21 protein-coding genes and 8 tRNA genes are annotated in these 24,589 nt (G+C 61.8%); 22 read left to right on the forward strand and 7 right to left on the reverse strand.

Annotation, left to right across the window (positions count from 1 at the left end; all coding sequences use genetic code 11):
- Nucleotides 1-37 precede the first annotated feature (37 nt).
- From AC54AG_RS14730 to metG, 4 genes are all read right to left on the reverse strand, one after another.
- On the reverse strand, nt 38-970 hold the full coding sequence (locus AC54AG_RS14730) for a segregation and condensation protein A (RefSeq protein WP_034758323.1): 933 nt from the start codon (nt 968-970) through the stop codon (nt 38-40).
- A gap of 17 nt (nt 971-987) precedes the next feature.
- The gene (locus tag AC54AG_RS14735) at nt 988-1,197 is read right to left on the reverse strand and encodes a DUF3460 family protein (protein ID WP_035826611.1); all 210 of its coding nucleotides are present in this window, start codon (nt 1,195-1,197) and stop codon (nt 988-990) included.
- Between the two features lie 107 nt (nt 1,198-1,304).
- Nucleotides 1,305-1,784: a GNAT family N-acetyltransferase gene (locus AC54AG_RS14740; protein ID WP_034758490.1), complete on the reverse strand. Its 480-nt coding sequence runs from the start codon at nt 1,782-1,784 to the stop codon at nt 1,305-1,307.
- Between the two features lie 19 nt (nt 1,785-1,803).
- Complete coding sequence (metG, locus tag AC54AG_RS14745; protein WP_496630770.1) at nt 1,804-3,960, reverse strand: methionine--tRNA ligase; 2,157 nt, start codon at nt 3,958-3,960, stop codon at nt 1,804-1,806.
- A gap of 160 nt (nt 3,961-4,120) precedes the next feature.
- Between metG and apbC the strand changes: the two genes are divergently transcribed.
- From apbC to AC54AG_RS14760, 3 genes are all read left to right on the forward strand, one after another.
- Nucleotides 4,121-5,209: an iron-sulfur cluster carrier protein ApbC gene (apbC, locus tag AC54AG_RS14750; protein WP_034758315.1), complete on the forward strand. Its 1,089-nt coding sequence runs from the start codon at nt 4,121-4,123 to the stop codon at nt 5,207-5,209.
- 154 nt (nt 5,210-5,363) lie between these two features.
- Nucleotides 5,364-5,771: a DUF4399 domain-containing protein gene (locus AC54AG_RS14755; protein WP_496630771.1), complete on the forward strand. Its 408-nt coding sequence runs from the start codon at nt 5,364-5,366 to the stop codon at nt 5,769-5,771.
- Between the two features lie 138 nt (nt 5,772-5,909).
- Entirely contained in the window at nt 5,910-7,586 is a 1,677-nt protein-coding gene (locus AC54AG_RS14760) for an alkaline phosphatase family protein (RefSeq protein ID WP_496630772.1), read from the forward strand.
- Nucleotides 7,587-7,794: 208 nt separating this feature from the next.
- Here the strand turns inward: AC54AG_RS14760 and AC54AG_RS14765 are convergent, their stop codons facing one another.
- Together AC54AG_RS14765 and lysA are read right to left on the reverse strand one after the other, a co-directional pair.
- Complete coding sequence (locus AC54AG_RS14765) at nt 7,795-9,369, reverse strand: phospholipase D family protein (protein WP_496630773.1); 1,575 nt, start codon at nt 9,367-9,369, stop codon at nt 7,795-7,797.
- A gap of 62 nt (nt 9,370-9,431) precedes the next feature.
- Nucleotides 9,432-10,676: a diaminopimelate decarboxylase gene (gene lysA, locus AC54AG_RS14770; protein WP_496630774.1), complete on the reverse strand. Its 1,245-nt coding sequence runs from the start codon at nt 10,674-10,676 to the stop codon at nt 9,432-9,434.
- A gap of 148 nt (nt 10,677-10,824) precedes the next feature.
- Here lysA and AC54AG_RS14775 point away from each other — a divergent pair, with 148 nt between their 5' ends.
- The 17 genes from AC54AG_RS14775 to aqpZ all read left to right on the forward strand — a co-directional run bounded on the left by AC54AG_RS14775 (nt 10,825) and on the right by aqpZ (nt 20,605).
- Nucleotides 10,825-11,736 carry a LysR family transcriptional regulator gene (locus AC54AG_RS14775; RefSeq protein WP_496630775.1) on the forward strand — a complete coding sequence of 304 codons (912 nt, stop codon included), beginning with the start codon at nt 10,825-10,827 and terminating at the stop codon, nt 11,734-11,736.
- A gap of 154 nt (nt 11,737-11,890) precedes the next feature.
- The gene (gene gltX, locus AC54AG_RS14780; RefSeq protein ID WP_496630777.1) at nt 11,891-13,297 is read left to right on the forward strand and encodes a glutamate--tRNA ligase; all 1,407 of its coding nucleotides are present in this window, start codon (nt 11,891-11,893) and stop codon (nt 13,295-13,297) included.
- Nucleotides 13,298-13,421: 124 nt separating this feature from the next.
- Nucleotides 13,422-13,497: transfer RNA gene (locus AC54AG_RS14785), tRNA-Ala, on the forward strand.
- A gap of 67 nt (nt 13,498-13,564) precedes the next feature.
- Nucleotides 13,565-13,640: transfer RNA gene (locus tag AC54AG_RS14790), tRNA-Glu, on the forward strand.
- 133 nt (nt 13,641-13,773) lie between these two features.
- A tRNA-Ala gene (locus tag AC54AG_RS14795) sits at nt 13,774-13,849 on the forward strand.
- Nucleotides 13,850-13,885: 36 nt separating this feature from the next.
- Nucleotides 13,886-13,961 (forward strand) — tRNA-Glu (locus tag AC54AG_RS14800).
- A gap of 47 nt (nt 13,962-14,008) precedes the next feature.
- Nucleotides 14,009-14,084 (forward strand) — tRNA-Ala (locus AC54AG_RS14805).
- Nucleotides 14,085-14,615: 531 nt separating this feature from the next.
- Nucleotides 14,616-14,691 (forward strand) — tRNA-Glu (locus tag AC54AG_RS14810).
- 124 nt (nt 14,692-14,815) lie between these two features.
- Nucleotides 14,816-14,891, forward strand: a tRNA-Glu gene (locus AC54AG_RS14815).
- Between the two features lie 66 nt (nt 14,892-14,957).
- Nucleotides 14,958-15,033 (forward strand) — tRNA-Glu (locus AC54AG_RS14820).
- Between the two features lie 95 nt (nt 15,034-15,128).
- A complete protein-coding gene (gene earP, locus AC54AG_RS14825; protein ID WP_496630778.1) occupies nt 15,129-16,298 on the forward strand; it encodes an elongation factor P maturation arginine rhamnosyltransferase EarP in 1,170 nt (389 codons plus the stop codon).
- Nucleotides 16,299-16,433: 135 nt separating this feature from the next.
- Nucleotides 16,434-17,009 (forward strand): elongation factor P, encoded by a 576-nt coding sequence (locus tag AC54AG_RS14830; protein WP_034758247.1) that lies wholly within the window; start codon nt 16,434-16,436, stop codon nt 17,007-17,009.
- Nucleotides 17,010-17,208: 199 nt separating this feature from the next.
- Nucleotides 17,209-18,315, forward strand: a complete 1,107-nt coding sequence (locus AC54AG_RS14835) for an amidase family protein (RefSeq protein ID WP_496630780.1) — start codon at nt 17,209-17,211, stop codon at nt 18,313-18,315.
- A gap of 28 nt (nt 18,316-18,343) precedes the next feature.
- Entirely contained in the window at nt 18,344-18,754 is a 411-nt protein-coding gene (locus AC54AG_RS14840; protein WP_139143284.1) for a hypothetical protein, read from the forward strand.
- A 63-nt stretch (nt 18,755-18,817) separates the two neighbouring features.
- On the forward strand, nt 18,818-19,276 hold the full coding sequence (locus AC54AG_RS14845; protein ID WP_219329825.1) for an Ivy family c-type lysozyme inhibitor: 459 nt from the start codon (nt 18,818-18,820) through the stop codon (nt 19,274-19,276).
- On the forward strand, nt 19,276-19,704 hold the full coding sequence (locus AC54AG_RS14850) for a GNAT family N-acetyltransferase (protein ID WP_219329824.1): 429 nt from the start codon (nt 19,276-19,278) through the stop codon (nt 19,702-19,704). The genes AC54AG_RS14845 and AC54AG_RS14850 overlap by 1 nt, the downstream gene beginning before the upstream one ends.
- 211 nt (nt 19,705-19,915) lie before the next feature.
- Nucleotides 19,916-20,605, forward strand: a complete 690-nt coding sequence (aqpZ, locus tag AC54AG_RS14855; protein ID WP_034758233.1) for an aquaporin Z — start codon at nt 19,916-19,918, stop codon at nt 20,603-20,605.
- A 158-nt stretch (nt 20,606-20,763) separates the two neighbouring features.
- Here aqpZ and AC54AG_RS14860 read toward each other — a convergent pair whose 3' ends face one another.
- Nucleotides 20,764-21,594, reverse strand: a complete 831-nt coding sequence (locus tag AC54AG_RS14860; protein WP_070301578.1) for an AraC family transcriptional regulator — start codon at nt 21,592-21,594, stop codon at nt 20,764-20,766.
- Nucleotides 21,595-21,732: 138 nt separating this feature from the next.
- On the opposite strand from AC54AG_RS14860, the gene AC54AG_RS14865 reads away from it, so the two are divergent.
- Nucleotides 21,733-22,974: an MFS transporter gene (locus AC54AG_RS14865; protein WP_072454775.1), complete on the forward strand. Its 1,242-nt coding sequence runs from the start codon at nt 21,733-21,735 to the stop codon at nt 22,972-22,974.
- 238 nt (nt 22,975-23,212) lie between these two features.
- A complete protein-coding gene (cysS, locus tag AC54AG_RS14870; RefSeq protein WP_496630782.1) occupies nt 23,213-24,589 on the forward strand; it encodes a cysteine--tRNA ligase in 1,377 nt (458 codons plus the stop codon).

Below are 24,589 nucleotides of genomic sequence, written 5' to 3' on the forward strand. Positions count from 1 at the left end.
ACCCCGTTGTACGGTGGTCAGTGACAAAGGGAAGGGGTCAGGCGGGCGAATAGGCCAGCCGGACGTAGATGGGGGCAAACGGTTCTGCCTGCGTGATTTCGATCAGGGTTTCCTTGGCCAGTTCCAGCAGGGCCACGAAGTTGACCACCACCACGGGCACGCCGCCGGCAATGTCGAACAGCTCGCTGAACTCGACGAAACGCGACGATTGCAAGTGGCGCAGGATGCTCGACATGTGCTCGCGCACGGACAGTTCCTGGCGGCTGATGCGGTGATGCTGGGTCAGCTTGGCGCGTTTCAGCACGTCGAGCCACGCCTGCTGCAAGTCCACCGGTTCCACGTCGGGCCAGGTGGGCGTCAGGCTTTGCTCGATGAAAATCTGCGTGCGCACGAAATCGCGCTCGAACTGGGGGATGGCGTTCAGGTCGTAGGCGGCCAGCTTGATCTGCTCGTACTCGAGCAGGCGGCGCACCAGTTCGGCACGGGGATCGCCGCCATCTTCCTCGACGTCGCTCTTGCGCGAAGGCAAAAGCATGCGCGACTTGATCTCGATCAGCATGGCGGCCATCAACAGATACTCGGCGGCCAGCTCCAGGTTGCGCACGCGGATCTGGTCGACATACTTCAGATATTGCAGGGTCACCTGCGCCATCGGAATATCGAGAATGTTGAAGTTTTGCTTGCGGATCAGATAGAGCAGCAAGTCGAGCGGGCCTTCGAAGGCTTCGAGGAAGATTTCCAGCGCGTCCGGCGGAATGTACAAATCCGTCGGCATGCGCATCATCGGCTCGCCATACAGGCGGGCGATGCCCAGCGGGTCGGCGGCGGGTGCCGCGTCCGTTACTGCCGTGGCGGATGCTGCAGGGTCGCCGCTGCCGTCGCCGTCAGCGACAGGTGGGGGCGACTCGATGACTGCGCCGGCACCGGAAGCATCGGCTTCCGGCGTGACTGCAGACTCTTCAGGCAACATCGTGCCGGTTCCAGATCTTAGTTCTTGTTCTGGTAAACGTAAGCCTGTTGCTTGACGGCCGACGCCAGCTGGCGTTCCTGCTCATCGATGCTGACGGCCGGCTTGTCCCACAGCAGGGCGCGGCCCGCTTGCTGGCCCGCTTCCATGCCAGGGTTCTTGGCCTTCAGTTCGGCGATGAACAAGGTGTGGTCGGATACGTAGTTGGTGTGTTTTGCAGGCAGTTTCATATTCTCTTCTGAGTGTCTTATGGGTAAGGTCAGCCGGCCGTATTTTACCGCGCCGTGCGGCTTGGCGGGTTGTTGTATCGGCAAGTCCGGGGCGAAATTGCTAAAAATCAATAACGCAGCAAACGCCGCATCACCATCGGTGCCGGTTCTGCGGGGTTGGCGTGCGAATATTCCAGTTCTTCGGCCAGGTCGAATTCGAAGGCCGCATAAAAATCTATCAGCTTGCGCTGGTCGCGCCGCACGGCCAGGCGCAATTCCTCGGCCTGGCACGACAGGCCATGATGAATGATGGCTTCGAGCAAGTGCTGCGAGACGTGGCTGCCCCGGTAGGCGGGCAGCACGCCCATGCGTGAAATCTTCCAGATGGCGGGGTCGCTGTCGAGCGGCATCCAGCGCAGCGAACCGGCTGGAATGTCGTCGATCAGCAACAGAAAACCGCCGCCGTGGCGCAATTGCTCCGCCACTTGCTCGGCCGTCTCGTGGTGTCCACTGGACGAGGCTGCCACCTTGCCGGCCCATGCGGCGCGGGTCAGCTCGGCCATCAGCTGTGCATCGGCATTTGTTGCTTCGCGCACCACGATATTCATCATCGGTCCTTGTGGGCGCTTAGCGGATGCGCATGCCAGGTTCGGCGCCCGGCCACGGGTTCAGGATGTAGATGCCCGGATTCGCCTTCTCGTCGGCGGCGGACGCGGCCATGACCATGCCTTCGGAAATGCCGAACTTCATCTTGCGCGGCGCCAGGTTGGCCACCAGCACCGTCAGCTTGCCGATCAGCTCTTCCGGCTGGTACGCCGAGCGGATGCCGGAGAACACATTGCGCAAGCGGCCTTCGCCCGCATCCAGGGTCAGGCGCAGCAGCTTGTCCGAGCCGTCGACCAGTTCGCAGTTGACGATTTTCGCGATGCGCAGGTCGACCTTGAGGAAGTCGTCGATTTTGATTTCGGGCGCCAGTTCCTCGATGGCGGCAGCGGTTGCCACTGGAGCTGCGGCGTCATTCGCGGCGTCGCCGGCCGGTGCGGCAATGGCGGCGGCCGCTTGCTGCGCGTCGAACAGCGCTTCGATCATCTTCGCATCCATGCGCGTCATCAAATGGCTGTAGGCGCCGATGGTGCGGCCCAGCATGCTGTTCGAGACGGCGTCGCCGAACACCTGCGTGTCGGCCCAAGTGAATTCTGCGTCGTTGAGGAACGATGCCACGTTCTTCGCCACGCCCGGCAGGACCGGCGACAGCAGGATCGTCAACTGGCGGAACAGGATCAGGGCCGTCGTGCATACGTCGTGCAGTTCCGCGGTCTTGTCCGCGTCCTTGGCCAAAATCCACGGCTTGTTTTCATCGACATACTGGTTGGTGATGTCGGCGATTTCCATGATTTCGCGCAAGGCCTTGCCGAATTCGCGGTTTTCGAAGTGCGCAGCGATGCTGGCCTGGCGCTCGACGATGACGCCGTTGACGTCCACCGTCAGCGCGCGGTTGATCCAGCTTTGCGCGCCTTCCGACAGTGTCGACGCCAGCTTGCCGTCGAAACGCTTGGCGATGAAGCCGGCGCAGCGGCTGGCGATGTTCACGTATTTGCCGATCAGGTCGCTGTTCACGCGGGCGACAAAATCTTCGCCGTTGAAGTCCAGGTCTTCCACTTTCGAGTTCAGCTTGAAGGCGATGTAGTAGCGCAGCCATTCCGGGTTCATGCCCAGGTCCAGGTAGCGCAGCGGCGAGATGCCCGTGCCGCGCGACTTCGACATTTTCTCGTTGTTGACCGTCAGGAAGCCGTGGACGTTGACTTTCAGTTTGTCAATCACCGGGTGATTGGCGAACTTCAGCATGGCGGGCCAGAACAGCAAATGGAAGGAAACGATGTCCTTGCCGATGAAGTGGATCTGTTCCGTCGACGGATCATTCAGGAAGGCGTCAAAATCGATGCCTTTCTTGTCGCAATAGTTTTTCAGGCTGGCCAGGTAACCGACGGGCGCATCCATCCACACATAGAAGAATTTACCTGGTGCATCGGGAATCGGGATGCCGAAGTAGGGTGCGTCGCGCGAGATATCCCAGTCGGCCAGCTTTTCACCGGCTTCGCCCAGCCATTCGCTGACCTTGTTGACCATTTCCGGCTGCAAGCGGCCTGGCGTGTTGAGCCAATCCTTGAGGAATTCGAAGCAGCGCGGATCGGACAGCTTGAAGAAATACTGTTCCGACGGCTTCATCACGGGCGTCGCGTTAGTAAACACGGAGAACGGGTTGACCAGGTCGGTCGGCTGGTAGGCTGCGCCGCACACTTCGCAATTGTCGCCGTACTGGTTCTTGGCGCCGCATTTCGGGCATTCGCCCTTGATGTTGCGGTCGGCCAGGAACATGCCTTTGACCGGGTCGAAGAAGCGGTCGACGGTTTTCGTGACGATCAGGCCCGTATCGCGCAGCTTGCGGTAGATCGATTGCGACAGGTCGACGTTTTCCGGCGAATCGGTCGAATACCAGTTATCGAAGGCGATATGGAAGCCATCGAGATACTGGGCGCGGCCGGCCGCGATGTTGGCGACGAATTGCTGCGGCGTGATGCCTTCCTTTTCGGCGGCGATCATGATGGGCGTGCCATGCGTATCGTCGGCGCCCACAAAGTGCACTTCACGGCCGGCTGCGCCATCGCGTTGCATTCGCTGGAACCGGACCCAGATATCGGCCTGGATGTATTCCATGATGTGGCCAATGTGAAAAGCGGCGTTTGCGTAAGGCAGGGCAGTGGTGACGAACAGCTTGCGAGTCATGATTGATGCACTTTTGGGATGGATAATAGGACATTTTAACAGCGGAAAGGCAATATGAGCAGATGCAGGGCCGGCAAGTGATGCTTTTGCCGCCATCGCACCATGCAAATTTGCGCTAGACTGCGCGTATTGCACATATGTAGTACACACGGAGATTTACATGAGCATCACAGTAGAAGACGTCAAGGCCGCGCTGGCCCAGGTTATTGATCCAAATACACATAAAGATTTCGTTTCCAGTAAAACCGTCAAGAATCTGAAGGTCGATGGCGATGATATTTCCCTCGACATTGAGCTCGGCTACCCCGCCAAAAGCCAGATCGACCTGATCCGCAAATCCGTGCTGGCCGCCTTGCGCGTGCTGCCGGGCGTGGGCAACGTCAGCGTGGGCGTGTCGTCGAAAATCATTTCGCACACGGTGCAGCGCGGCTTGAAGCCGATGAGCAACGTGAAAAACATCATTGCCGTCGCTTCCGGCAAGGGCGGTGTTGGTAAATCGACCACGGCCGTCAACCTGGCCCTGGCCCTGGCGGCTGAAGGCGCCACCGTCGGCATGCTGGACGCCGATATCTACGGCCCGTCGCAACCGATGATGCTGGGCATCAGCGGCCAGCCGAAGACCCTCGACGGCAAGAGCATGGAACCGATGGAAAACCACGGCCTGCAAGTGTCCTCGATCGGCTTCATGATCGATCCGGACGAGCCGATGGTGTGGCGCGGCCCGATGGTCACGCAAGCCTTGCAGCAATTGCTGGACCAGACCAACTGGCGCGACCTCGATTATTTGATCGTCGACATGCCGCCAGGCACGGGCGACATCCAGCTGACCCTGTCGCAGAAAGTGCCCGTCACGGGCGCCGTGATCGTCACGACGCCGCAGGACATCGCGCTGCTCGACGCGCGCAAGGGCTTGAAAATGTTCGAGAAAGTCGGCATTCCTATCCTCGGCGTGGTGGAAAACATGAGCACGCACATCTGCTCGAACTGCGGCCATGCGGAAGAAATCTTCGGCGCCGGCGGTGGCGCGAAGATGTGCGCGGACTTCGGCGTGGAATTCCTCGGCGCCTTGCCGTTGACCATGGCGATTCGCCAGCAGACGGATTCGGGCACGCCAACCGTCGTTGCCGAGCCGGAAGGCCCCGTCGCCGTGATCTACAAGCAGATCGCCCGCACCATCGCGATCAAAGTGGCGGAAAAGGCGAAGGATATGACGAGCAAGTTCCCGTCGATCGTCATCAAGAACGATTGATGATCGGCCATGGGGTCAGACCCGCCGGGGGAGTGCATCCCAATGGAATGCGCTCCGATCGCGAAGCGACTGACCCCAGCAGCTCCCCGGCGCCATGGTCGCCAGGAATATGGTTTCATGCAGTCCGTGTTGTTATTAAACAAGAGGAGACATCATGCAATTGAACACCGTATTCCTGCGTAAAGCAGCCGCCGTGATTGCCGGCAGCTTGCTGGCCGCCAGCGCGTTCGCGCAATCCGTTTCCTTCGTCGAGCCAGCCGATGGCGCGACAGTGGCGAGCCCGTTCAAGGTCAAGTTTGCCGTCAGTGGCATGGACGTCAAGCCGGCCGGCGACATGACGGCCAAGACGGGCCACCATCATCTGCTCATCAATACGGGGCCGATGAAGGCGGGCGAAATGATCCCAATGGATGACAAGCATTTGCATTTCGGCAAAGGACAGACGGAAACGGACGTCACCTTGCCGCCGGGCCAGTACACCCTGACGATGCAGTTCGCCAACGGCGCGCACCAGTCGTATGGGCCGGAGCTGGCCAAAAGCATCAAAGTGACGGTCAAGTAAGCCAGGCAAATTCATCTGTTCCGGCATCGGGCCGGGTTCCAGTAATGGGGCCCGGCCTTTTCTTGTTATTGCTTCTGTCATCATTGCGTCATATAGTCGGCGTATGCTGCCCGGTGGCCTAACTTTTGATGAGCGGATATGACGAAACCTTTCTCCCTTTCCCGGCAACTGGCACAGGCGCTGCTGCTGGCCGCTGGCGTGGCGGCGTGCCACGCGCATGCGGCCAAGGCGGTGCCCAATGCTGCGACGCAGCCGAAGCTGGTCGTGGTGCTGGTAGTGGACGGCTTGCCGCAAGAGCAGGTGACGCGCTACCGCGACCAGTTCGGCCAGGGCGGTTTCCGCCGCCTGCTGGAACAGGGCGCGTGGTTCAGCGATGCGCACCAGGCGCACGGCATCACGGTCACCGCCATCGGCCACTCGGCCGTGTTGTCGGGCGCCTACCCTTACCAGCATGGCGTGATCGGCAATAACTGGATCGATCCCGTCACGAAGAAATCCGTGTATTGCACCGAGGATGGCAATTTCCATTACATCGGCGAAGAAACGCAACCCGACGACGGCACGGCGCCGACCAGGCTGCGCGTGAGCACCCTCGGCGACGAACTGCGCTATTCCACGGGTGACAAGGCCAAGGTCGTCACCGTGTCGGGCAAGGACCGCGGCGCCATCCTGCTGGCCGGGAAAACGGGCACGGCGTATATGTACATGGAAAAGACGGGCAATTTCGCCAGCAGCACCTACTATATGCAGCAGCACCCGCAATGGGTGCAGCGCTACCAGGCGGCCAAACCGCAGGACCGCTATTACGGCAAGAGCTGGACGCCGCTGCTGGCCGATTCGGCCTATGCGCGCGACGCCCGCGACGACCTCGTGCCTGCCAAGCCGGGCGCGCGCAACACCTTCCCGTTTGCCTACTACAGCGACAGCGGCAAGCTCGATGGCGAGTACTACAGCCGCCTGAAGTCCGGTCCTTTCCTCGACGAGCTGACCCTGGAATTCGCCCGCGCCGCCATCGATGGCGAAAACCTGGGCCGCAATCCGGCCGGCGTGCCCGATATCCTCGGCGTGAGCTTGTCCGCGCACGACTACGTGAACCATGCCTACGGCCCGGAAAGCAAGATGTCGCACGACCACCTGCAGCGCCTGGACCGCATGCTGGCCGGCTTCTTTGCCGACCTGGATAAAAAAGTCGGCATGGATAACGTGCTCGTGGTGCTGACGGCCGACCATGGTTTCGCCAACGTGCCGGAATTTTCCGAAACGCGCGGCTTTTCCGCCAAGCGCATCGACGGCGCCAAACTGGTCGATGCGCTGAATCAGCACCTGGCGACAAACCTGGGCATCGACAAGCTGGTGACGGCGTCGTCGCTGCCGAATATCTACCTCGATTACGCGCTGGCGGAAAAGAGCGGCGTCCATCGCGCCGCCCTGGAAGATGCGGCGGCCCGCTTTCTGATGCAGCAGGACGGCCTGGCTCAAGTCTACACGCGCACGCAGATGGAAACGGGAGCCGTCGCCACGCGCATGGACACCTTGATGCGTCGCGCCTGGAACCGCCAGCTGTCGGGCGACCTGATGGTCGTCACAAAGCCGGCCTGGTACTTCGGCAAGGGCAGTGGCGGCACCTCGCACGGCACGCCATACACCTATGACACCAACGTGCCGCTGATGGTGTTCGGCCCCCGCTGGATCAAGCCGGGCGCCTATGGCCAGTACGCGGAAGTGGTCGACATCGCACCGACCTTGGCCCACCTGCTGCGCATACGCCAGCCGTCGGCGTCGGAAGGGCGGATTTTGACGGAAGCGGTGCGGTAAGGCTCTTGGGCTGTGGTGTTGTCGGCTTACGCGCTGCGCGCTAAGCCGACCTACGGGGTTTGCATGTCGGCGCCGCCGCCAATTTGACCGGCGTTGTTTGCGTTTCGGTGCCGCCACCAACACGACCGGCCTTGGTCTTGTGAAGAGAGTAGGTCGGATTAGCGGGGCAAAGCCCCGCGTAATCCGACAACAACGTTGGCAAAACCGCTTACAACAACCAATCGATCGGCAGCACCGACAGAATCGCTACGCCCATGCGCTTCCACACGCTGGTGCCCGGTTCCGTGTCGTAGCGCGTGGTGGCGCCGCTGGCGTCGCGGGCGAGCCAGTACAGTGCGCCGTCGTCGCCAAGCAGCACCTGGTAGGCGCGCTGCGGGATCGTGGTGCGCATGGCTAGCCCCAGCTGGCTGGCCAGCGCGGGGCTGTCGATGACGAGGCCCATTTCCGTATTCAGCTCGATCGAGCGCGGGTCGAAGTTGAACGAGCCGACAAAGATGCGCTGGTCGTCGACGGCAAAGGTTTTCGCATGCAGGCTCGATGCGGAGCTGCCGAAGCGGCCCGGCTGTTCGCGCGCATCGCCCGCTTCCCACGAGCGGCGCGATTCGTACAGCAGCACGCCCGCTTCCAGTAGCGGCTTTCTCCACTTCGCATAACCGGCATGCACGGCCGCCACGTCGGTCGCTTCCAGCGCATTCGTCAGGATGCGCACGCCCACGCCTTTTTTCGCCAGGTCGGCAAAGGCTTGCGTGCCCGATTTGCCGGGCACGAAATACGGCGATACCAGGTCCACTTCCTTTTCAGGCACGCCCAGCAGGTTTTGCAGGTTTTCCGCTACGCCCGTGCCGGGCCTGGCCTTGTCCAGCACCTTGGCCGGGTCGTCGCTGACCATGCGCGTCCTGGCCCATTCGAAGGGCAGGGTGCGTTCCATCATCTGCTTGACGAAGGGCGAGGTGCGCAGCGCCTGCACGTATTCCTCGGCCGCCTTGGTGTCGTCGATGCGGTCCGCCTCGGCGGCGATAGTGGCCGCGTCGCCTTCGACAGGGCTCGTCAGCAGCAGCCTGGCCGGGTAGGCCGAGGCGCTGTTCCAGTAGCGGTCGAAATCGTGCGAGACCTCGTCGACGACGGGGCCGATGGCCAGCACGTCCAGGTCGGCGAACAGCACGTCGCCGGCCGCGCCAAAATATTCATCGCCCACATTGCGCCCGCCAATGATGGTGGCCTGGTTATCGGCCGTGAACGATTTGTTGTGCATGCGCCGGTTGAGGCGCGAAAAATCCGTGGCAAAGGCGAGTGCGCGCGGCGCACGGGGAATAAAGGGGTTGAACAGGCGGATTTCCAGATTCTGCTGCTTGCCCAGCATGGTCAGGGTCTGGTCCAGGCCCGCCGTGTTGTTATCGTCGAGCAGCAGGCGCACGCGCACGCCCCGTTCGGCCGCCTGGCGCAAGGCATCGAACAGCAAGGTGCCCGTGATGTCCTTGTGCCAGATGTAGTACTGCACGTCCAGGCTGCGCTGGGCCGCGGCGGCCAGCAGGGCGCGCGCGGCAAACGCATCGCGCCCGTCGACCAGCGGATAGATGCCGGACACGCCCGGATGCTGCGCCACCATGGGCGCAATGGCCGTGGCCAGTTGGGTGTGCGCGGTATCGGTGACGACTTGGGAAGGGACGCGGCCTTCCAGCGAGGGCAGTGAAGCGCAGCCGGCGAGGACGGCGGACAGCAGCAGGGGCAGCAGAGGCAGCAGCCGCAGGCTGGCGCTGCGTGAGGGTAGTGCGGGAACGGGCATGGCGGGCTTTCATCGAGTTGCACGATGTTAGCAGATGCGCATGCCCGCACGCGGGCGCGGTTTTACAGTTGTTCCAGCGCGATCAGTTCTGCCACCGTTTGGCGGCGGCGAATCAAGCGGGATTGCTCCCCATCGACCAGGTATTCGGCCGCATGGGGGCGGCTGTTGTAGTTCGACGACATCGACGCGCCATACGCGCCCGCGCCTTCGAAGACGACGTAGTCGCCCACCTGCGCTGCTGGCAGCAGACGTGTTTCGACCACGCCGCCATCGCGCTGGGTAAACACGTCGCCCGATTCGCACAGGGGGCCGCCGACGACGGTGGCGCATGCGGGGCTGGCGTCCAGCGCGCGGCCGTCATGCGCGATCACCGACATTTCATGGTAGCTGCCGTACATGGCGGGGCGCATCAGTTCATTGAAGCCCGTGTCGAGCAGGGTGAAGTGGTTGCCGCCCATTTGCTTGGTGGCGCGCACTTCGGCCACCAGCAAGCCCGCGTCGGCCACGAGGAAGCGGCCCGGTTCGATTTCCAGGTGCACGGGATGGCCCAAGTGCGCCTCGATCTGCTTGCGTGCCGCATCCCACAGCTGGAAGTAGTGGTCCGTATCGACGGGCTGCTCGCCGTCGCGGTAAGGCACGGACAGGCCGCCGCCCGTGGAAATGGCTTCGATGTCGTGGCCCATGTTCTTGACCAGGTCGACCATGGTGCCGCAGACGGTTTCCAGGTGGCTGTAGTCGACGCCCGAGCCGATGTGCATGTGCAGGCCCACCAGGTGCAGGCCATGCGCGCGGATGACGGCCAGCGCCTCCGGCAGCTCTTCATGCCAGATACCGTGCTTGCTGTTTTCGCCGCCCGTGTTGGTCTTGTTGCTGTGGCCATGGCCATAACCGGGATTGATGCGCAGCCAGACGCGGTGGCCGGGCGACACGGGGCCCAGCTGGCGCAGCATGTCGACGGAGCCGCAATTGACTTCGATTTTTGCCGCCGCCACGCGCGCCAGCGTGGCGCGGTCGAACAGGTCGCAGGTGAACACCACGCCGGCGGCGCCATGCGTTTGCGCCGGCGTAAAGCCTGCCTGCAGCGCGCGTTCGATTTCGCCCAGCGAGACGGCATCCACGTGCACGCCCGCTTCACGCATCAGGGTGAGAAGATGGATGTTCGAATTGGCCTTTTGCGCGAAGCGCACGGTGTCGAACTGCGCCAGTTGGGCGATGCGCGCGCGGATGGTGGCCGCGTCATACACCCACAATGGCGTGCCGTGTTCCTGGGCGAGTTGGGCGAGGGTGGCGTCTGGCACTGGTTTCATGGTGGCTGTCTTTGTCATGTTGTGGGGTGGTGTCGGATTACGCGGGCTTTGCCCGCCAATCCGACCTACGATGCTGGCCATGATGCGGGTTTTTTCGCTAAACATAAAATATCCATTTAAGCTGACCTTATTCATTTATGATATGGACATGACTATCTCCCTGCGCCATATCGAAGTCTTTCGCGCCATCATGACGACGGGCAGCGTGACGGCCGCCGCCGCCATGCTGCACACGTCGCAGCCCACCGTCAGCCGCGAGCTGGCGCGCCTCGAGCATTTGACGGGCTTGACCCTGTTCGAACGCGAGCGGGGGCGGCTGCGTCCGACGGCCCAGGCGCTGCAGCTGTTCGAGGAAGTGCGGCGCGCGTACTTCGGCCTCGAACGCATCGTCAGCACGGCGGCGGCCCTGCGCCAGTTCGACCAGGGGCAGTTGTCGATCGCCTGCCTGCCCGTGTTTTCCCAGTCCTTGCTGCCGCAGGCGTGCAAGCGCTTCGTCGCCGATTTTCCCAAGGTGAGCATCAGCATCACGCCGCAGGAGTCGCCGCTGCTGGAAGAGTGGTTGTCGGCGCAGCGCCACGATATCGGCCTGACGGAAGTGGACAATGCCCCGCCGGGTACGGCGCTCGCCACCCTGATGTCCGTCGATGAAGTGTGCGTGCTGCCCGACGGCCATTCGCTCGCCGGCAAGGCCGTGCTGCAGCCGGCGGACTTCGCGGGCCAGCCTTTCATCAGCCTGGCCGCCGTCGACCCGTATCGCCAGCAGATCGACGCCATCTTCGCGCAGGCCGGCGTGGAGCGGCGCCTGGCGCTCGACACGCACAGCGCCGCTTCCGTCTGCGCGATGGTGCGCGAAGGCGTGGGGCTGGCCATCGTCAATCCGCTCACGGCCCTCGATTATGCGGGGCAGGGCTTGCAGATTCGCCGCTTTGCCGTGTCCTTGCCGTTCACCGTGAATCTGGTCAAGCCTTTGCACCGGCCCTTGTCGCAACTGGTGGCCCTGTTCGAGCAGGCGCTGCATGCGCAGGCGGACGAGGTGAAAAGGCGGCTGCTGACACTATAAGACAAGCCCCTTGAAGGACCGGGGTCAGACCCTCAGGGGAAATGGGACCCAGTGGGCCCCATTTCGATCACGAAGTGACTGACCCCGGGGTTTGCCTTTGGGCTTTGCTTAGGTAGTAAAATGGCGTTTTACTTATTCAAGCCTGATTACTTCGATGACCACAACCGCTACTCCCGTCCGTACCCGTTTCGCTCCCAGCCCGACCGGCTATCTGCATCTGGGCGGCGCCCGCACCGCTTTATACAGCTGGGCGTATGCCCGCCACTTCGGCGGCACCTTCGTGCTGCGCATCGAAGACACGGACGTGGAGCGTTCCACGCCGGAAGCCGTGCAAGCCATCATCGAAGGCATGAAGTGGCTGGGCCTGGACCACGACGAAGGCCCGTTCTACCAGATGCAGCGCATGGACCGCTACCGCGAAGTGGTGGCGCAGATGCTGTCCGAAGGCACGGCATACCACTGCTACTCGTCGCCGGAAGAAGTTGAAGCGATGCGCGAACGCATGCGCGCCGCCGGCGAAAAGCCGCGCTACGACGGCACCTGGCGCCCGGAACCGGGCAAGACCCTGCCGGCCATCCCTGCCGACCGCAAGCCCGTCGTGCGCTTCAAGAATCCGCTCGATGGCGACGTGAGCTGGGACGACGTGGTCAAGGGCACGATCACGATCTCGAACCGCGAGCTGGACGACCTGGTGATCGCGCGTCCGGACGGCACGCCGACGTACAACTTCTGCGTGGCCGTCGATGACTGGGACATGCAGATCACCCACGTGATCCGCGGCGACGACCATGTCAACAACACCCCGCGCCAGATCAATATCCTGCGCGCCATCGGCGCACCGCTGCCGCTGTACGGCCACCTGCCGATGATCCTTGGTGCGGATGGCGAAAAGCTGTCGAAGCGCCACGGCGCCGTCAGCGTGATGGATTACCCGGCGCAAGGCTTCCTGCCGGAAGCGATGCTGAACTACCTGGCGCGCCTGGGCTGGAGCCATGGCGACGATGAAGTGTTCTCGACCGAGCAGTTCTGCCAGTGGTTCAACCTGAACCACCTGTCCAAGTCCGCCGCCCAGTTCAACAATGAAAAACTGGCCTGGCTGAACAACCACTATATCAAGCAGGCCGACAACACGCGTCTGGCAGACCTGGCGCGTCCGCAAATGGTCGCTGCCGGCGCCGTCTTCGAAGGTGCGCCGGACCTGGCGCAAGTGCTGGGCATGATGAAAGAGCGCGCCAACACGGTCAATGAACTGGCCGCCGCTTCGATACTGTTCTTCCGCGAGCCGCAGCCGGAAGCGGAACTGGTGGCGCAGCACATCACGGATGCCATCAAGCCCGTGCTGGCGCAATTCGCCGAGCGTATCGCTACGGTGGAGTGGAGCAAGGAAGCCGTGGCCGCCATGATCAAGGAAGTGCTGGCCGCCAACACCATCAAGATGCCGCTGCTGGCCATGCCTTTGCGTTTGATTTTGACGGGCCAGTTGCAGACCCCGGCCATCGATCAGGTCGTGGTGATCTTCGGCCGCGACACCGTGCTGGCGCGCCTGGCAAAGTGGCTGTAATCGCCGCTCTTAAATACGCGTAAAAATACGGTGCGGAAACCGCCTCTATGAAAAGTTGCTCATAGACGAAAAAGGGTATTTGCAGAGTGAAACTTCTTTGCTATACTCTTGTTTCTGCACCAACGGGGGTATAGCTCAGCTGGGAGAGCGCTTGCATGGCATGCAAGAGGTCAGCGGTTCGATCCCGCTTACCTCCACCAGCAGCAAAATCGCAGTCAGGTTTTGTTAGTCGTTGAAGTGGTGCAGATGTTGTTTGGAAGTTCCGCGGTCCCCATCGTCTAGAGGCCTAGGACATCACCCTTTCACGGTGAGTACAGGGGTTCGAATCCCCTTGGGGACGCCAGGTTGTTGTGGTATAGTAGTGGCAGTTGTTTGTACTGATTGTTGTAAGTTCAGGCCCGTAAAAACGGAACCTGGATGGAAAGCAAGTAGTAAAACAAAGTCGCCAAGTGCGGCTTTTATTATTTCTGCGCCCGGGGGGTATAGCTCAGCTGGGAGAGCGCTTGCATGGCATGCAAGAGGTCAGCGGTTCGATCCCGCTTACCTCCACCAACAGCGCAGACGTAAAGAAGTAAATGTAGTGCCGAGGTCCCCATCGTCTAGAGGCCTAGGACATCACCCTTTCACGGTGAGTACAGGGGTTCGAATCCCCTTGGGGACGCCAGTTCAGTCTGGTGTTGTAGTAAAGAAGTAGCAGTGTTTCTGCGCCCGGGGGGTATAGCTCAGCTGGGAGAGCGCTTGCATGGCATGCAAGAGGTCAGCGGTTCGATCCCGCTTACCTCCACCAAAAGCGCAGAAACAGGTAGTGAATAAATCAAAGTCGCCTCGAGCGGCTTTTTTTATTTTGGCGAAGTATTTCCGCCATACCCTCAGGGGAATATGGCTAAGCTGTTAGCGCGCTTGCATGGCATGCAAGAGGTCAGCGGTTCGATCCCGCTTACCTCCACCAACAGCGCAGAAACAGGTAGTGAATAAATCAAAGTCGCCTTGAGCGGCTTTTTTTATTTCTGTGCCCCGTCCTGGAGTGGGGCGTAGGTCGGATTAGTGCAGCGTAATCCGACAGCACCATCGGCCTAACTCGGCATCCATAAGTCGCTTATGCGGCTTTTTTTGCGCTTGCTGAAATCGCAATAACGCAGTATTGCCATATCGCACGAGCATCTTCTGCCCCATAGCGAGAACCCTGCAAATAAGATGCAAAATAAAACCCCCGGCAGTTGATTTCGTGAATCACTCCATGCTATACTTCGCGCACGCTTTTTTGAGGGGCTAAGCAAAGCCTTCAGCGAAGAGTCCGCTGAGAGTAAAGCCAGCACAGGTCCCCATCGTCTAGAGGCCTAGGACATCACCCTTTCACGGTGAGTACAGGGGTTCGAATCCCCTTGGGGACGCCAGGATTTCGTTGTAAAGTAAGAGTGCAGTGCTGAACGGGCCTGACAAGTCAGGCTTTTTTTGTTTCTGCAATATTGCTGCAGTACCGGGTCAGGATGCAAAGTAGCGCATTCAGGACAGATTTCTGTCCCCATCGTCTAGAGGCCTAGGACATCACCCTTTCACGGTGAGTACAGGGGTTCGAATCCCCTTGGGGACGCCAGATTCGCAAGCAGTAAGACAAGCAACAGGTCGGGATGCAGAGCAGCGCATTCAGGACAGATTTTCTGTCCCCATCGTCTAGAGGCCTAGGACATCACCCTTTCACGGTGAGTACAGGGGTTCGAATCCCCTTGGGGACGCCAGACCGGCTGAATCAGCCAACAACAAAGCCGCCTGGTAACAGTGCGGCTTTTTTGTTATGGGCTGCCATGTCACGTTTTTCTCTTTTCCTTTGAATATGCCATTAGCTACCGATCGCGCGCCATCCCTGGCCATCTTCTGCAAAGTCGTCGACAACTACGGCGATATCGGCATTTGCTGGCGCCTCGCGCGGCAGTTGGGTGGCGAGCACGGCGTAGCCGTCACCCTGTGGGTCGACGATCTTGTCAGCTTTCAGCGCATTTGCCCCGTGATCGACGTGGCAGTTGAGGCGCAGCAAGTGTCCGGCGTCACGATACGCCACTGGCGCGGCCAGGATGGTGTATTTGTGCCCGCCGATATCGCCGATATCGTCATCGAGTTTTTTGCCTGCGACATTCCGCCCGGCTATATCGCCGCCATGGCGCAGTGTTCGCCGCAGCCCGTGTGGCTGAACCTGGAAGGCTTGACAGCGGAAGAGTGGGTCGAGGGCTGCCATGCGCTGACGTCGCCGCGCCACGGCATGATCAAGCATTTCTTCTTCCCCGGCTTCACGGATAAAACGGGTGGCTTGCTGCGCGAAGCGGCGCTCGACGAGCAGCGGCTGGCGTTCCAGTCCGATGCCGCCGCCATGGCGGCATTCCTCGGGCAATTCGGCGTGACGGCGGCGGACATGCGCGCCTTGAAAGTGTCGCTGTTCTGCTATCCATCCGCTCCCGTCGCCGAGCTGTTTGCTGCCTGGCAGGCGGGCAGCGAGCCGATCACCTGCCTGGTGCCGGAAGGCGTCGCGTTCGATGCCGTTCAAGCGTTTATCGGCGACGATGCAGCGGTGCCCGGTGCGGCGCGCACGCACGGCGCGCTTACCGTGCGCGTGCTGCCTTTCGTGCCGCAAGACGATTACGACCGCCTGCTGTGGGCTTGCGACGTGAACCTGGTGCGCGGCGAGGACTCGTTCGTGCGCGCGCAATGGGCCGGTCAGCCGTTTCTCTGGCATATCTATTTGCAGGATGAAAACTTGCATCACGTGAAATTGCGCGCCTTCCTGCAGCGCTATGCGGCGGATGCGGACGGTCCCATCGACAGCCTGGTGCAGGCGGCGCTGGCCTGGAATGGCGCCAGTGCGGACGCCTTGCCGTGGGCCCGGCTGTGGCCCGCATTGCAGGCCGATCTGCCGCGCATCCGGGCGCGCACACAGGCCTGGCAGCGGCAGATGCAGGCTAATGGCGATCTGGCAAGTAACCTGCTGGGGTTCGCTGGCGCGACGAGATAGGCGCTTGCCCAAAATTAAGGTAAAATGCCCGGTTATTTCTAACGTATTTTTAACCGATCAAACGCAAGCTTGCGGCGCTGATGGCGCACAGGCGGCAGATGGTCTTCATGCAACCCACTTTTTACGTACATTCCTATGAAACCCGCAAAAGAAATTCGTGTTGGCAATATCATCATGGTCGACAGCAAGCCTATGATCGTGTTGCGTTCTGATGTCAACGGTTCGAGCCGCACGGGCTTCACCTACAAATGGAAGATGAAAAATCTTCTGACGAACACCCCGATGGAAAACGTGTTCCGCGGCGACGACAAGTTCGACGTTGTTGTTCTGGATAAAAAGCCAGTGACGTATTCGTACTTCGCCGACCCGCTGTTCGTGTTCATGGACACCGAGTACAACCAGTACGAAATCGAAGAAGAAAACCTGGGCGAAGCGCTGAACTACCTGAAAGATGGCATGGAATGCGAAGCCATTTTCTACGACGGCAAAGCTATCTCCGTTGAACTGCCTACGACCATCGCCCGTCAAGTGGTGTACTCGGAGCCAGCGGTCAAGGGCAACACCTCGGGCAACGTCCTGAAAGAAGCCAAGATCGAAAACGCCATCGACGCGCACCGCCACACCGTGCAAGTGCCGCTGTTCGTGGCACAGGACGACGTCATCGAAATCGACACCCGCACCAACGAATACAAGCGTGTCGTACGCAACTGATTTGCTCCAGTACTGGACCATCAAGAAACGCTGCCTTCGGGCGGCGTTTTTTTTGCTTGGAAAATAATTCCTTATCACAACTATTAACTTGCAAGGACTGCTATGCTATGGCTAGCACATTATTGCGTTAGAAACACTGAGGTTTCCTGGAGATACGATGCAGCGCAGTCAGATGTTACGCAGTGGCGCGTCCCGGAGCGTGCCGCGCCCCGTACTGGCCCGTGCCACGGCGCCGGCCAGTCCCATGGCCCATCTGCTCGACGCCGGCGTCTTGCCGCAACAGCAGATGATGCAGGCAGGCAAACTCAGTTCCCATGCGCTGACGTCGCAGTACCTGGCCCGCATCCGCTCTCTGTGCAGCATCGGCGCGCGCGCCTATCCCGGCATTGAAATCAATCCCGACGCCTTGAAAATCGCCTTGGAAATGGACCGCGAGCGGCAAGTGCACAAGGTGCGCGGCCCCTTGCACGGCATCCCCGTCGTCTTGCGCGACAACATCGCCACGGGCGACCGCATGAAGACGCGCACGCAGGCGCCGCTGGCCACGCATGCCAGCTGCGATTCCTTCGTGGCGGCGCGCTTGCGCGCGGCCGGCGCCGTCATCATCGGCAAAAGCAATTTGCGCCAGTGGGCCGCCGTCAGCGTGCCGCATGCCAGTGCCAGCTGGGCCGGGCTCACCATCCTGGCCGTCGACAGCGCGGCGGATGGCTCCATCGTCGCGCCGGCTTCAAACTGCGGCCTGGTTGCCATCAAGCCCACAGGCAGGGCCGCAGGCGGGCAGGGGGGCGAGCCGGCCACTGCCGGACCGATGGCGCCCAGCGTGCGCGAGGCGGCTTGGCTGCTTGCCGCCTTGAGCGGCGAGCGCCTGGCCGATGGCGTGGTGTTCGATGCCGCCGGCTTGCGCGGGCGCCGCATCGGCGTGGCGCGCAGCCTGTTCGGCCTGTGCGCCGGCACCGATGCCCTGATCGAGCAGGCGCTGAACGTGTTGCGCGAGCAGGGCGCGGAACTGATCGAATTGCCGCCCGCGTCGGGGCCGGGCGGCATCGACGCGCTGCTGCGCTCGGATGGCCTCGATGCGCTGGTGGGGCCGACTTGCCATGGCGTAGCGCAGCCGCAGTCCGACTTGCCGCACATCACGGTGCCTGCCGGCGTGCTCGGGGGCTTGCCGGTCGGCTTGTCCTTCATCGGTCCTGCCCACGGCGAGAAGCCGCTCATTGCGATGGCGTATGCCTACGAGCAGGCGACTTTGCACCGGCGTACGCCCGCACTGCCATCGAGCATCACCCTGGCGCTGCGCCGACCATGATGATTCTTTCGTTTTCTTTCGATAAACTATGCTTGCAACCTTGCTGCTGAGTGCGGCCGTGGCCGCCACCCCGACTCCTTTCGATGCCGAACAGCTGTCCGGCAGCTGGTCCGACAGCGTGAATACAAATAGTGTGTGCGAAGAAGCGCGCCACTTCACGCGCATGCAGCTGTCTGACGACCATCAGCGGCTGGCGATCTTCAACGACCGCACGTGGAAAAGCAAGCTGGGCGAAACCAACCGCTTTGCCGCGACGGTGGTGGCGGAAACGGAGCGTAGCCTGACGTTACGCTATGACAATGAAACCCGCCTCAATGCCGCCGGCAAACTGGTGGAATGGCAATTGATCATCGTCGCGCCCGGCGTGTACCGCTGGCGCGAGACGGGCTGGCCCGAAGGCAAGGTCAACGGAGTGGTCGGCATCCGCTGTTCTCCCTGAAGCGCGCACAAGCATGCCATTCTGCTATGCTTTCAGCATTATTCGATATTGTTAGGAAATTGCATGTCCGCACGTTTGCTCCTGCCCCTGTTCCTGGGCGCTGCCGTGGCGCTGGCCGCCATGCCGGCGCAGGCCCGTACGCCGAGGCTGTCGCTGATCGAGCAGGCGCAAAGTTGCGACGGCGGCGCTACCTGTCCGTATTTCCCGGATGTCTACAAGGCGGATTACGCCTTTCGCAAGGCTTTTAATGTCGGCTTGAAAAAGGCGGGCCTGAAGCGGCAGCGCTGGGTGCCCGATGGCGTGGCCAGCCCGCTCAAGCCGATCGAGATCGACGGCAAGGCGCGCCTGCTGAGCAGCGTCTGCGAACCGCACAATTGCGGCCACCGCTATTCGATTTTGTACGACCCGGCCGCGCGCAGCATGACGGGCGTGTACATGGGTAGCGATGGCAAGGGCGGCGTGCGCACCGTCTACTTCGGCGAGCCCAGCATCGCAGAAGCCGAACTGCTGTACAAGAACTGATGCACGCGTCACTGCACATTTCCAGCGAGCGCGACGAACTGGACGTGCCCATGATTCACCGCTACCTGAGCGAGCAGTCGTACTGGAAGCGCGGCGTGGCAATCGACACGGTGCGCAAGGGGATCGCCAATGCGCTGTGTTTCGGCGGCTATGTGGATGGACAGCAAGTGGCGTTCGCCAGGGTCGTCACCGACTACACGGATTTTGCGTACCTGCGCGACGTGTTTGTGTTGCCGCAATACCAGGGGCGCGGATATGGCAAGCAGATGGTGGCCGCCGTACTCGGCGATGATCGCTTGTGCGATGTCGCCTGGATGCTGGGCACCGACGATGCGCACGGCCTGTATGCTGGCTTTGGTTTTACGCCGCTGGAGGCGCCGCAAAAGTACATGCGCCGCCCGGCACCAGTAAAATTATCAAAAGAATAGTTGATTCCATAAAAACTATTGATATTGTCGTATCATATTAATATTGCCTTGATAATGACAATATGTCATTATGCGCGCTCTGCTGCGATTGCGCAGCCGTACTTTGCTGGTGTTTTGCCTTGCCATCGCCATACGGTGAGGGCGAGCTGAATGAGCGGTCTGACTGGTCGTCCCCTGGGTACGTTTTTTCGACAATGTAAAGGAATACATCATGAAACAATATGGCGCCGAATTTCTCGGCACGTTTTGGCTGGTACTGGGCGGTTGCGGCAGCGCCGTTCTGGCCGCGGCCTTCCCTGGTCTTGGCATCGGCTTTGTCGGCGTGGCGCTGGCGTTTGGCCTGACGGTGCTGACCATGGCTTACGCCATCGGCCACATCTCGGGCTGCCACCTGAATCCTGCCGTCTCGATCGGCCTGTGGGCCGGCGGCCGCTTTCCCGCCAGCCAACTGTTGCCATACATCATCGCGCAAGTGCTGGGCGCCATCGTGGCCGGCGGCGTGCTGTACGTGATCGCCAGCGGCCAGGCCGGTTTCGATGTGAGCAAGGGCTTTGCCTCGAACGGTTTCGGCGCCCACTCGCCGGGCGGCTATTCGATGCTGTCGGCGCTGGTCATTGAAATCGTGCTGACGATGTTCTTCCTGATCGTCATCCTGGGCGCCACCGACAAGCGCGCACCGGCCGGCTTCGCCCCGCTGCCGATCGGCCTGGCGCTGACCCTGATCCACCTGATCAGTATCCCCGTCACCAATACCTCCGTCAACCCGGCCCGCAGCACGGGCGTGGCCCTGTACGTGGGCGACTGGGCGACGAGCCAGCTGTGGCTGTTCTGGCTGGCACCGATCATCGGCGCCTTGCTGGGTGCGCTGGCCTACCGCCTGATTGCTGGCGAAAAAGAGTAGGCCGGCTTGGCCCGCAGGGCGTAAGCCGACAATACCGGCAACGCAGCTTGTCGGCTTACGCGCGGCGTTGCCACGCTAAGCCGACCTACGCGGCTGGCCTACCGCCTGATTGCCGGCAAACGATTTGACGAAAGCAGCCCACGGGCTGCTTTTCTTGTTTACTCCGCGGCGCGCCACTCGCTCAGGTAGTGCTGCGGCGTGCGACCCAGGATGCGGCGGAACATGGCGCTGAAGGCGCTGGGGCTGGCGTAGCCCAGCGCATAGGCGATGGCGGCCACGCCTTCGCCCCGGTCCAGGCGGCAGAAGGCCTCGGCCAGGTGGACTTGCTGCAGCCATTGGCGGTAGTGCAGACCCGTTTCCTTGGGGAATAAACGGATCAGGGTGCGCGCGCTGGCGCCCGCATCCTGCGCCCAGTCCTCGATGCTGCGCCGGCTGCCGGGCGCGTCCATGATGGCCGAGCACACGGCCACCAGGCGGCGGTCGCGCGGCCACGGTATGGCGAGGGGCACGGTATCGGCCGCCGCCAGTTCCGACAGGATCAGGTGCGCCAGCCAGTCGCCGCGGCCCTCTAGCGCATATTCGACCGGTTCGGCCAGCAAGGCCAGGATCAGTTCGCGCAGCAGCCGGCTCACTTCCAGCACCTTGCAATCGGCACCATATCGGGCCGCCACCTGTGCGTCGATGTACACGGTACGCATGCTCAGTTCGCTCAAGATGTGGACTTCATGCACGATGCCCACGGGGATCAGCAGGGCGCGCCGCGGCGGCAACATCCACACGCCGTGCTCGGTGGACACGCGCATAACGCCTTCCGTCGCATACAGCAGTTGCGCCCGCACATGGCTGTGCGGCGCCGTGTAGTCGCCCGCCGCATATTGCCGCGACATGGCCGTCACGGGGCGCGGCACGTGCTGGTAATCGTGCGAGCTGGTGCTGCGGCTGAACGGCACGCCATCGGGGTGGGTCTGGACGAGGGGTTGGGTGTACATGCTGGTCGTTGGATGCGCTCTTAATTGTCACCTAGTTGTCACTTGGGCGACGATTATTGGAAGTTATCAGTTCAGTGACCATACTATACTGGCTTCTTTGCCGGGCCGCCCGCCGAGCCCGATTATTGCGGATGACACATGCACACAACCACAACTGCTCCAGCATTGGCCAAGTCCGTGCCGGCGGCTCCTTCGCTTCATAGTTCCCAACAACAATCCGGTCTGGCCATGCACATCCTGGGCGCCGTCGCCTTCGTGCATTTGCTCAATGACTTGATCCAGGCATTATTGCCGTCGATTTATCCGATGCTGAAAGCCGAGTTTTCACTCAGTTTTACCCAGGTCGGCCTCATAACCCTGACGTTCCAGTGCACGGCTTCCTTGCTGCAGCCCTGGATCGGCTTGTACACGGACCGCCGTCCGCTGCCATTCCTGCTGCCCGTCGGCATGTGCTTTACCCTGGCCGGCGTGCTGATGCTGTCCGTCGTCTCGACCTTTCCCACCTTGCTGATCGCCTCGGGCCTGATCGGCGTCGGTTCCTCGACCTTCCACCCGGAAGCGTCGCGCGTGGCGCGCATGGCCTCGGGCGGGCGCTACGGCTTTGCCCAGTCGCTGTTCCAGGTGGGCGGCAATGTCGGTTCCGCGCTGGGGCCGCTGCTGGCGGCCGCCGTCATCGTCAACCGTGGCCACGGCAATATCGCCTGGTTCAGCCTGCTGGCCGTGCTGGCCATCGGCGTGCTGTACAAGGTCAGCCACTGGTACAGCGGCCACCTGGCCAGCTTCAAGCCGAAGGCGGGCGGCCATGGGCCGAACTTGTCGCGCAACAAGGTGATGGGGGCGCTGGGCGTGCTGGCCCTGCTGGTGTTTTCGAAGTACATCTACATGGCCAGCCTGTCGAGCTACTACACGTTTTACCTGATCGACAAATTCCACCTGTCGCTTGGCGATGCCCAGCTGTATTTGTTCCTGTTCCTCGCCGCCGTGGCGGCCGGCACCTTCATGGGCGGCCCCATCGGCGACCGCATCGGCCGCAAGCGCGTGATCTGGATTTCCATCCTGGGCGCCGCGCCATTTACCCTGCTGCTGCCCTACGTCGACCTGTTCTGGACGGCCGTGCTGACGGTGATCATCGGTTTCGTGATTTCATCAGCGTTTTCCGCCATCGTCGTTTTCGCGCAGGAACTGGTGCCGGGCAAGGTGGGCATGATCGCGGGGATTTTCTTTGGCCTGATGTTCGGCGTGTCCGGCATCGCCGCCGCTGCCATGGGCCACCTGGCCGACGTGGCGGGCATCGCCTATGTGTACAAAATCTGCTCCTACCTGCCGCTGCTGGGCATATTGACGGTGCTGCTGCCGCATATCGAGCAGGCGAAAAAATAAGCCAGCGCCGCGGGAGGGCTTGACGGCCCGCCCGCGCGCATGCGATATTGTCTCCATGATCTCTTCCATCCTCCCTCCAGTCCTTGCATACCGCGCCGCCGCTGCGCTGTGTCCGTGTACCTGGCTTCGCGAGGATGCGGCCCGGCGCCGTTAAACTTTTTACTCCTCATTCCGATGGCCACAGCGTTGAAAAACCTGTGGCCATTTTCTTTTTCCGCAACGCGCATGAAAGCCCCGCATGACACTTCATTTGTACGACACGTATAGCCGCAGCCTGCGGCCCTTCGAAACCATCGCCCCGGGCCAGGCGGGCCTGTATGCCTGCGGTCCCACCGTCTACGATTACGCGCACATCGGCAACCTGCGCACCTATCTGTTCGTCGACGGCTTGCGCCGTGCGCTCGAATTCAATGGCTTGCAGGTGCGCCACGTGATGAACATCACGGACGTCGGTCATCTGACGTCGGATGCGGACAGCGGCGATGACAAGATCGAGGCGCGCAGCGCCCGCAGCGGCAAGTCCGCCTGGGACATCGCTGCCGAATTTACGCGCGCGTTCGAGGGCGATCTGCAGCAGCTCAATATCCTGCCGCCCACCGTCTGGTGCCGCGCCACGGACCACATCGCGGAGCAGATCGCCTTCATTCTCGACCTGGAAGCGAAAGGCTATACCTACCGCACGGACGACGGGATCTATTTCGACACGAGGCGCCAGGACAGCTATGGAAAACTGGCGCGCCTGAACCGCGACGGCCTGCAGGCGGGCAAGCGCGTGGACCTGGGAGAGAAACGCGACATCTGCGACTTCGCACTGTGGAAGTTCAGCGGCGTGCCGGGACAGCGGCAAATGGAGTGGGACAGCCCGTGGGGCCTGGGTTTCCCGGGCTGGCACATCGAATGCTCGGCCATGGCGGAAAAGCACTTGGGGACATATTTCGACATCCATTGCGGCGGCGAGGATCACGTGGCCGTCCACCACAGCAACGAGATCGCACAAACGGAAGCGCGCCACGGCACGCGCCTGGCCAACTTCTGGCTGCACGGCGCTTTCCTGAAAACACAGGATGCGAAGATGTCGAAATCGTCGGGCGGCTTTTTACGCTTGCAAAGCCTGGTGGAGCAGGGCATCGATCCGCTGGCCTACCGCTACCTGTGCCTGGGCGCCCACTACCGCAGCAGCCTCAATTTCACGGATGAAGCGCTGCGCGCCGCCAGCAGCGGTTTGGCGCGCCTGCGCGTCAGCGTGCATGGCCTTGGCGAAGCACAGGGAGAGGCTGATCCCTCGTGGCTGGCGCGCTTTGCGGCGCAGGTCAACGATGACCTGAACTTTCCGCGCGCCCTGGCCGTGGCCTGGGAACTGCTGAAAAGCGAGTTGCCGGACGCCGTCAAAAAGGCCACCATGGCCCGCTTCGATGCGGCCCTGGGGCTCGATCTGCTGGCCTGGCAGCCGGCGCAAGTAGATGTGCCGCAGCCCGTGCAGGCGTGGATGGCGGAACGGGCCATCGCCCGCGCGCAGCGCCAGTGGGCCGAGGCGGACCGCTTGCGCGCACTGGCGCGCGCGGCCGGCTATGACATCGACGATACGCCGCAGGGGCAACAGGCGCGGCCTTTGTGA

The organism is Janthinobacterium sp. BCJ23, assembly GCF_059617945.1.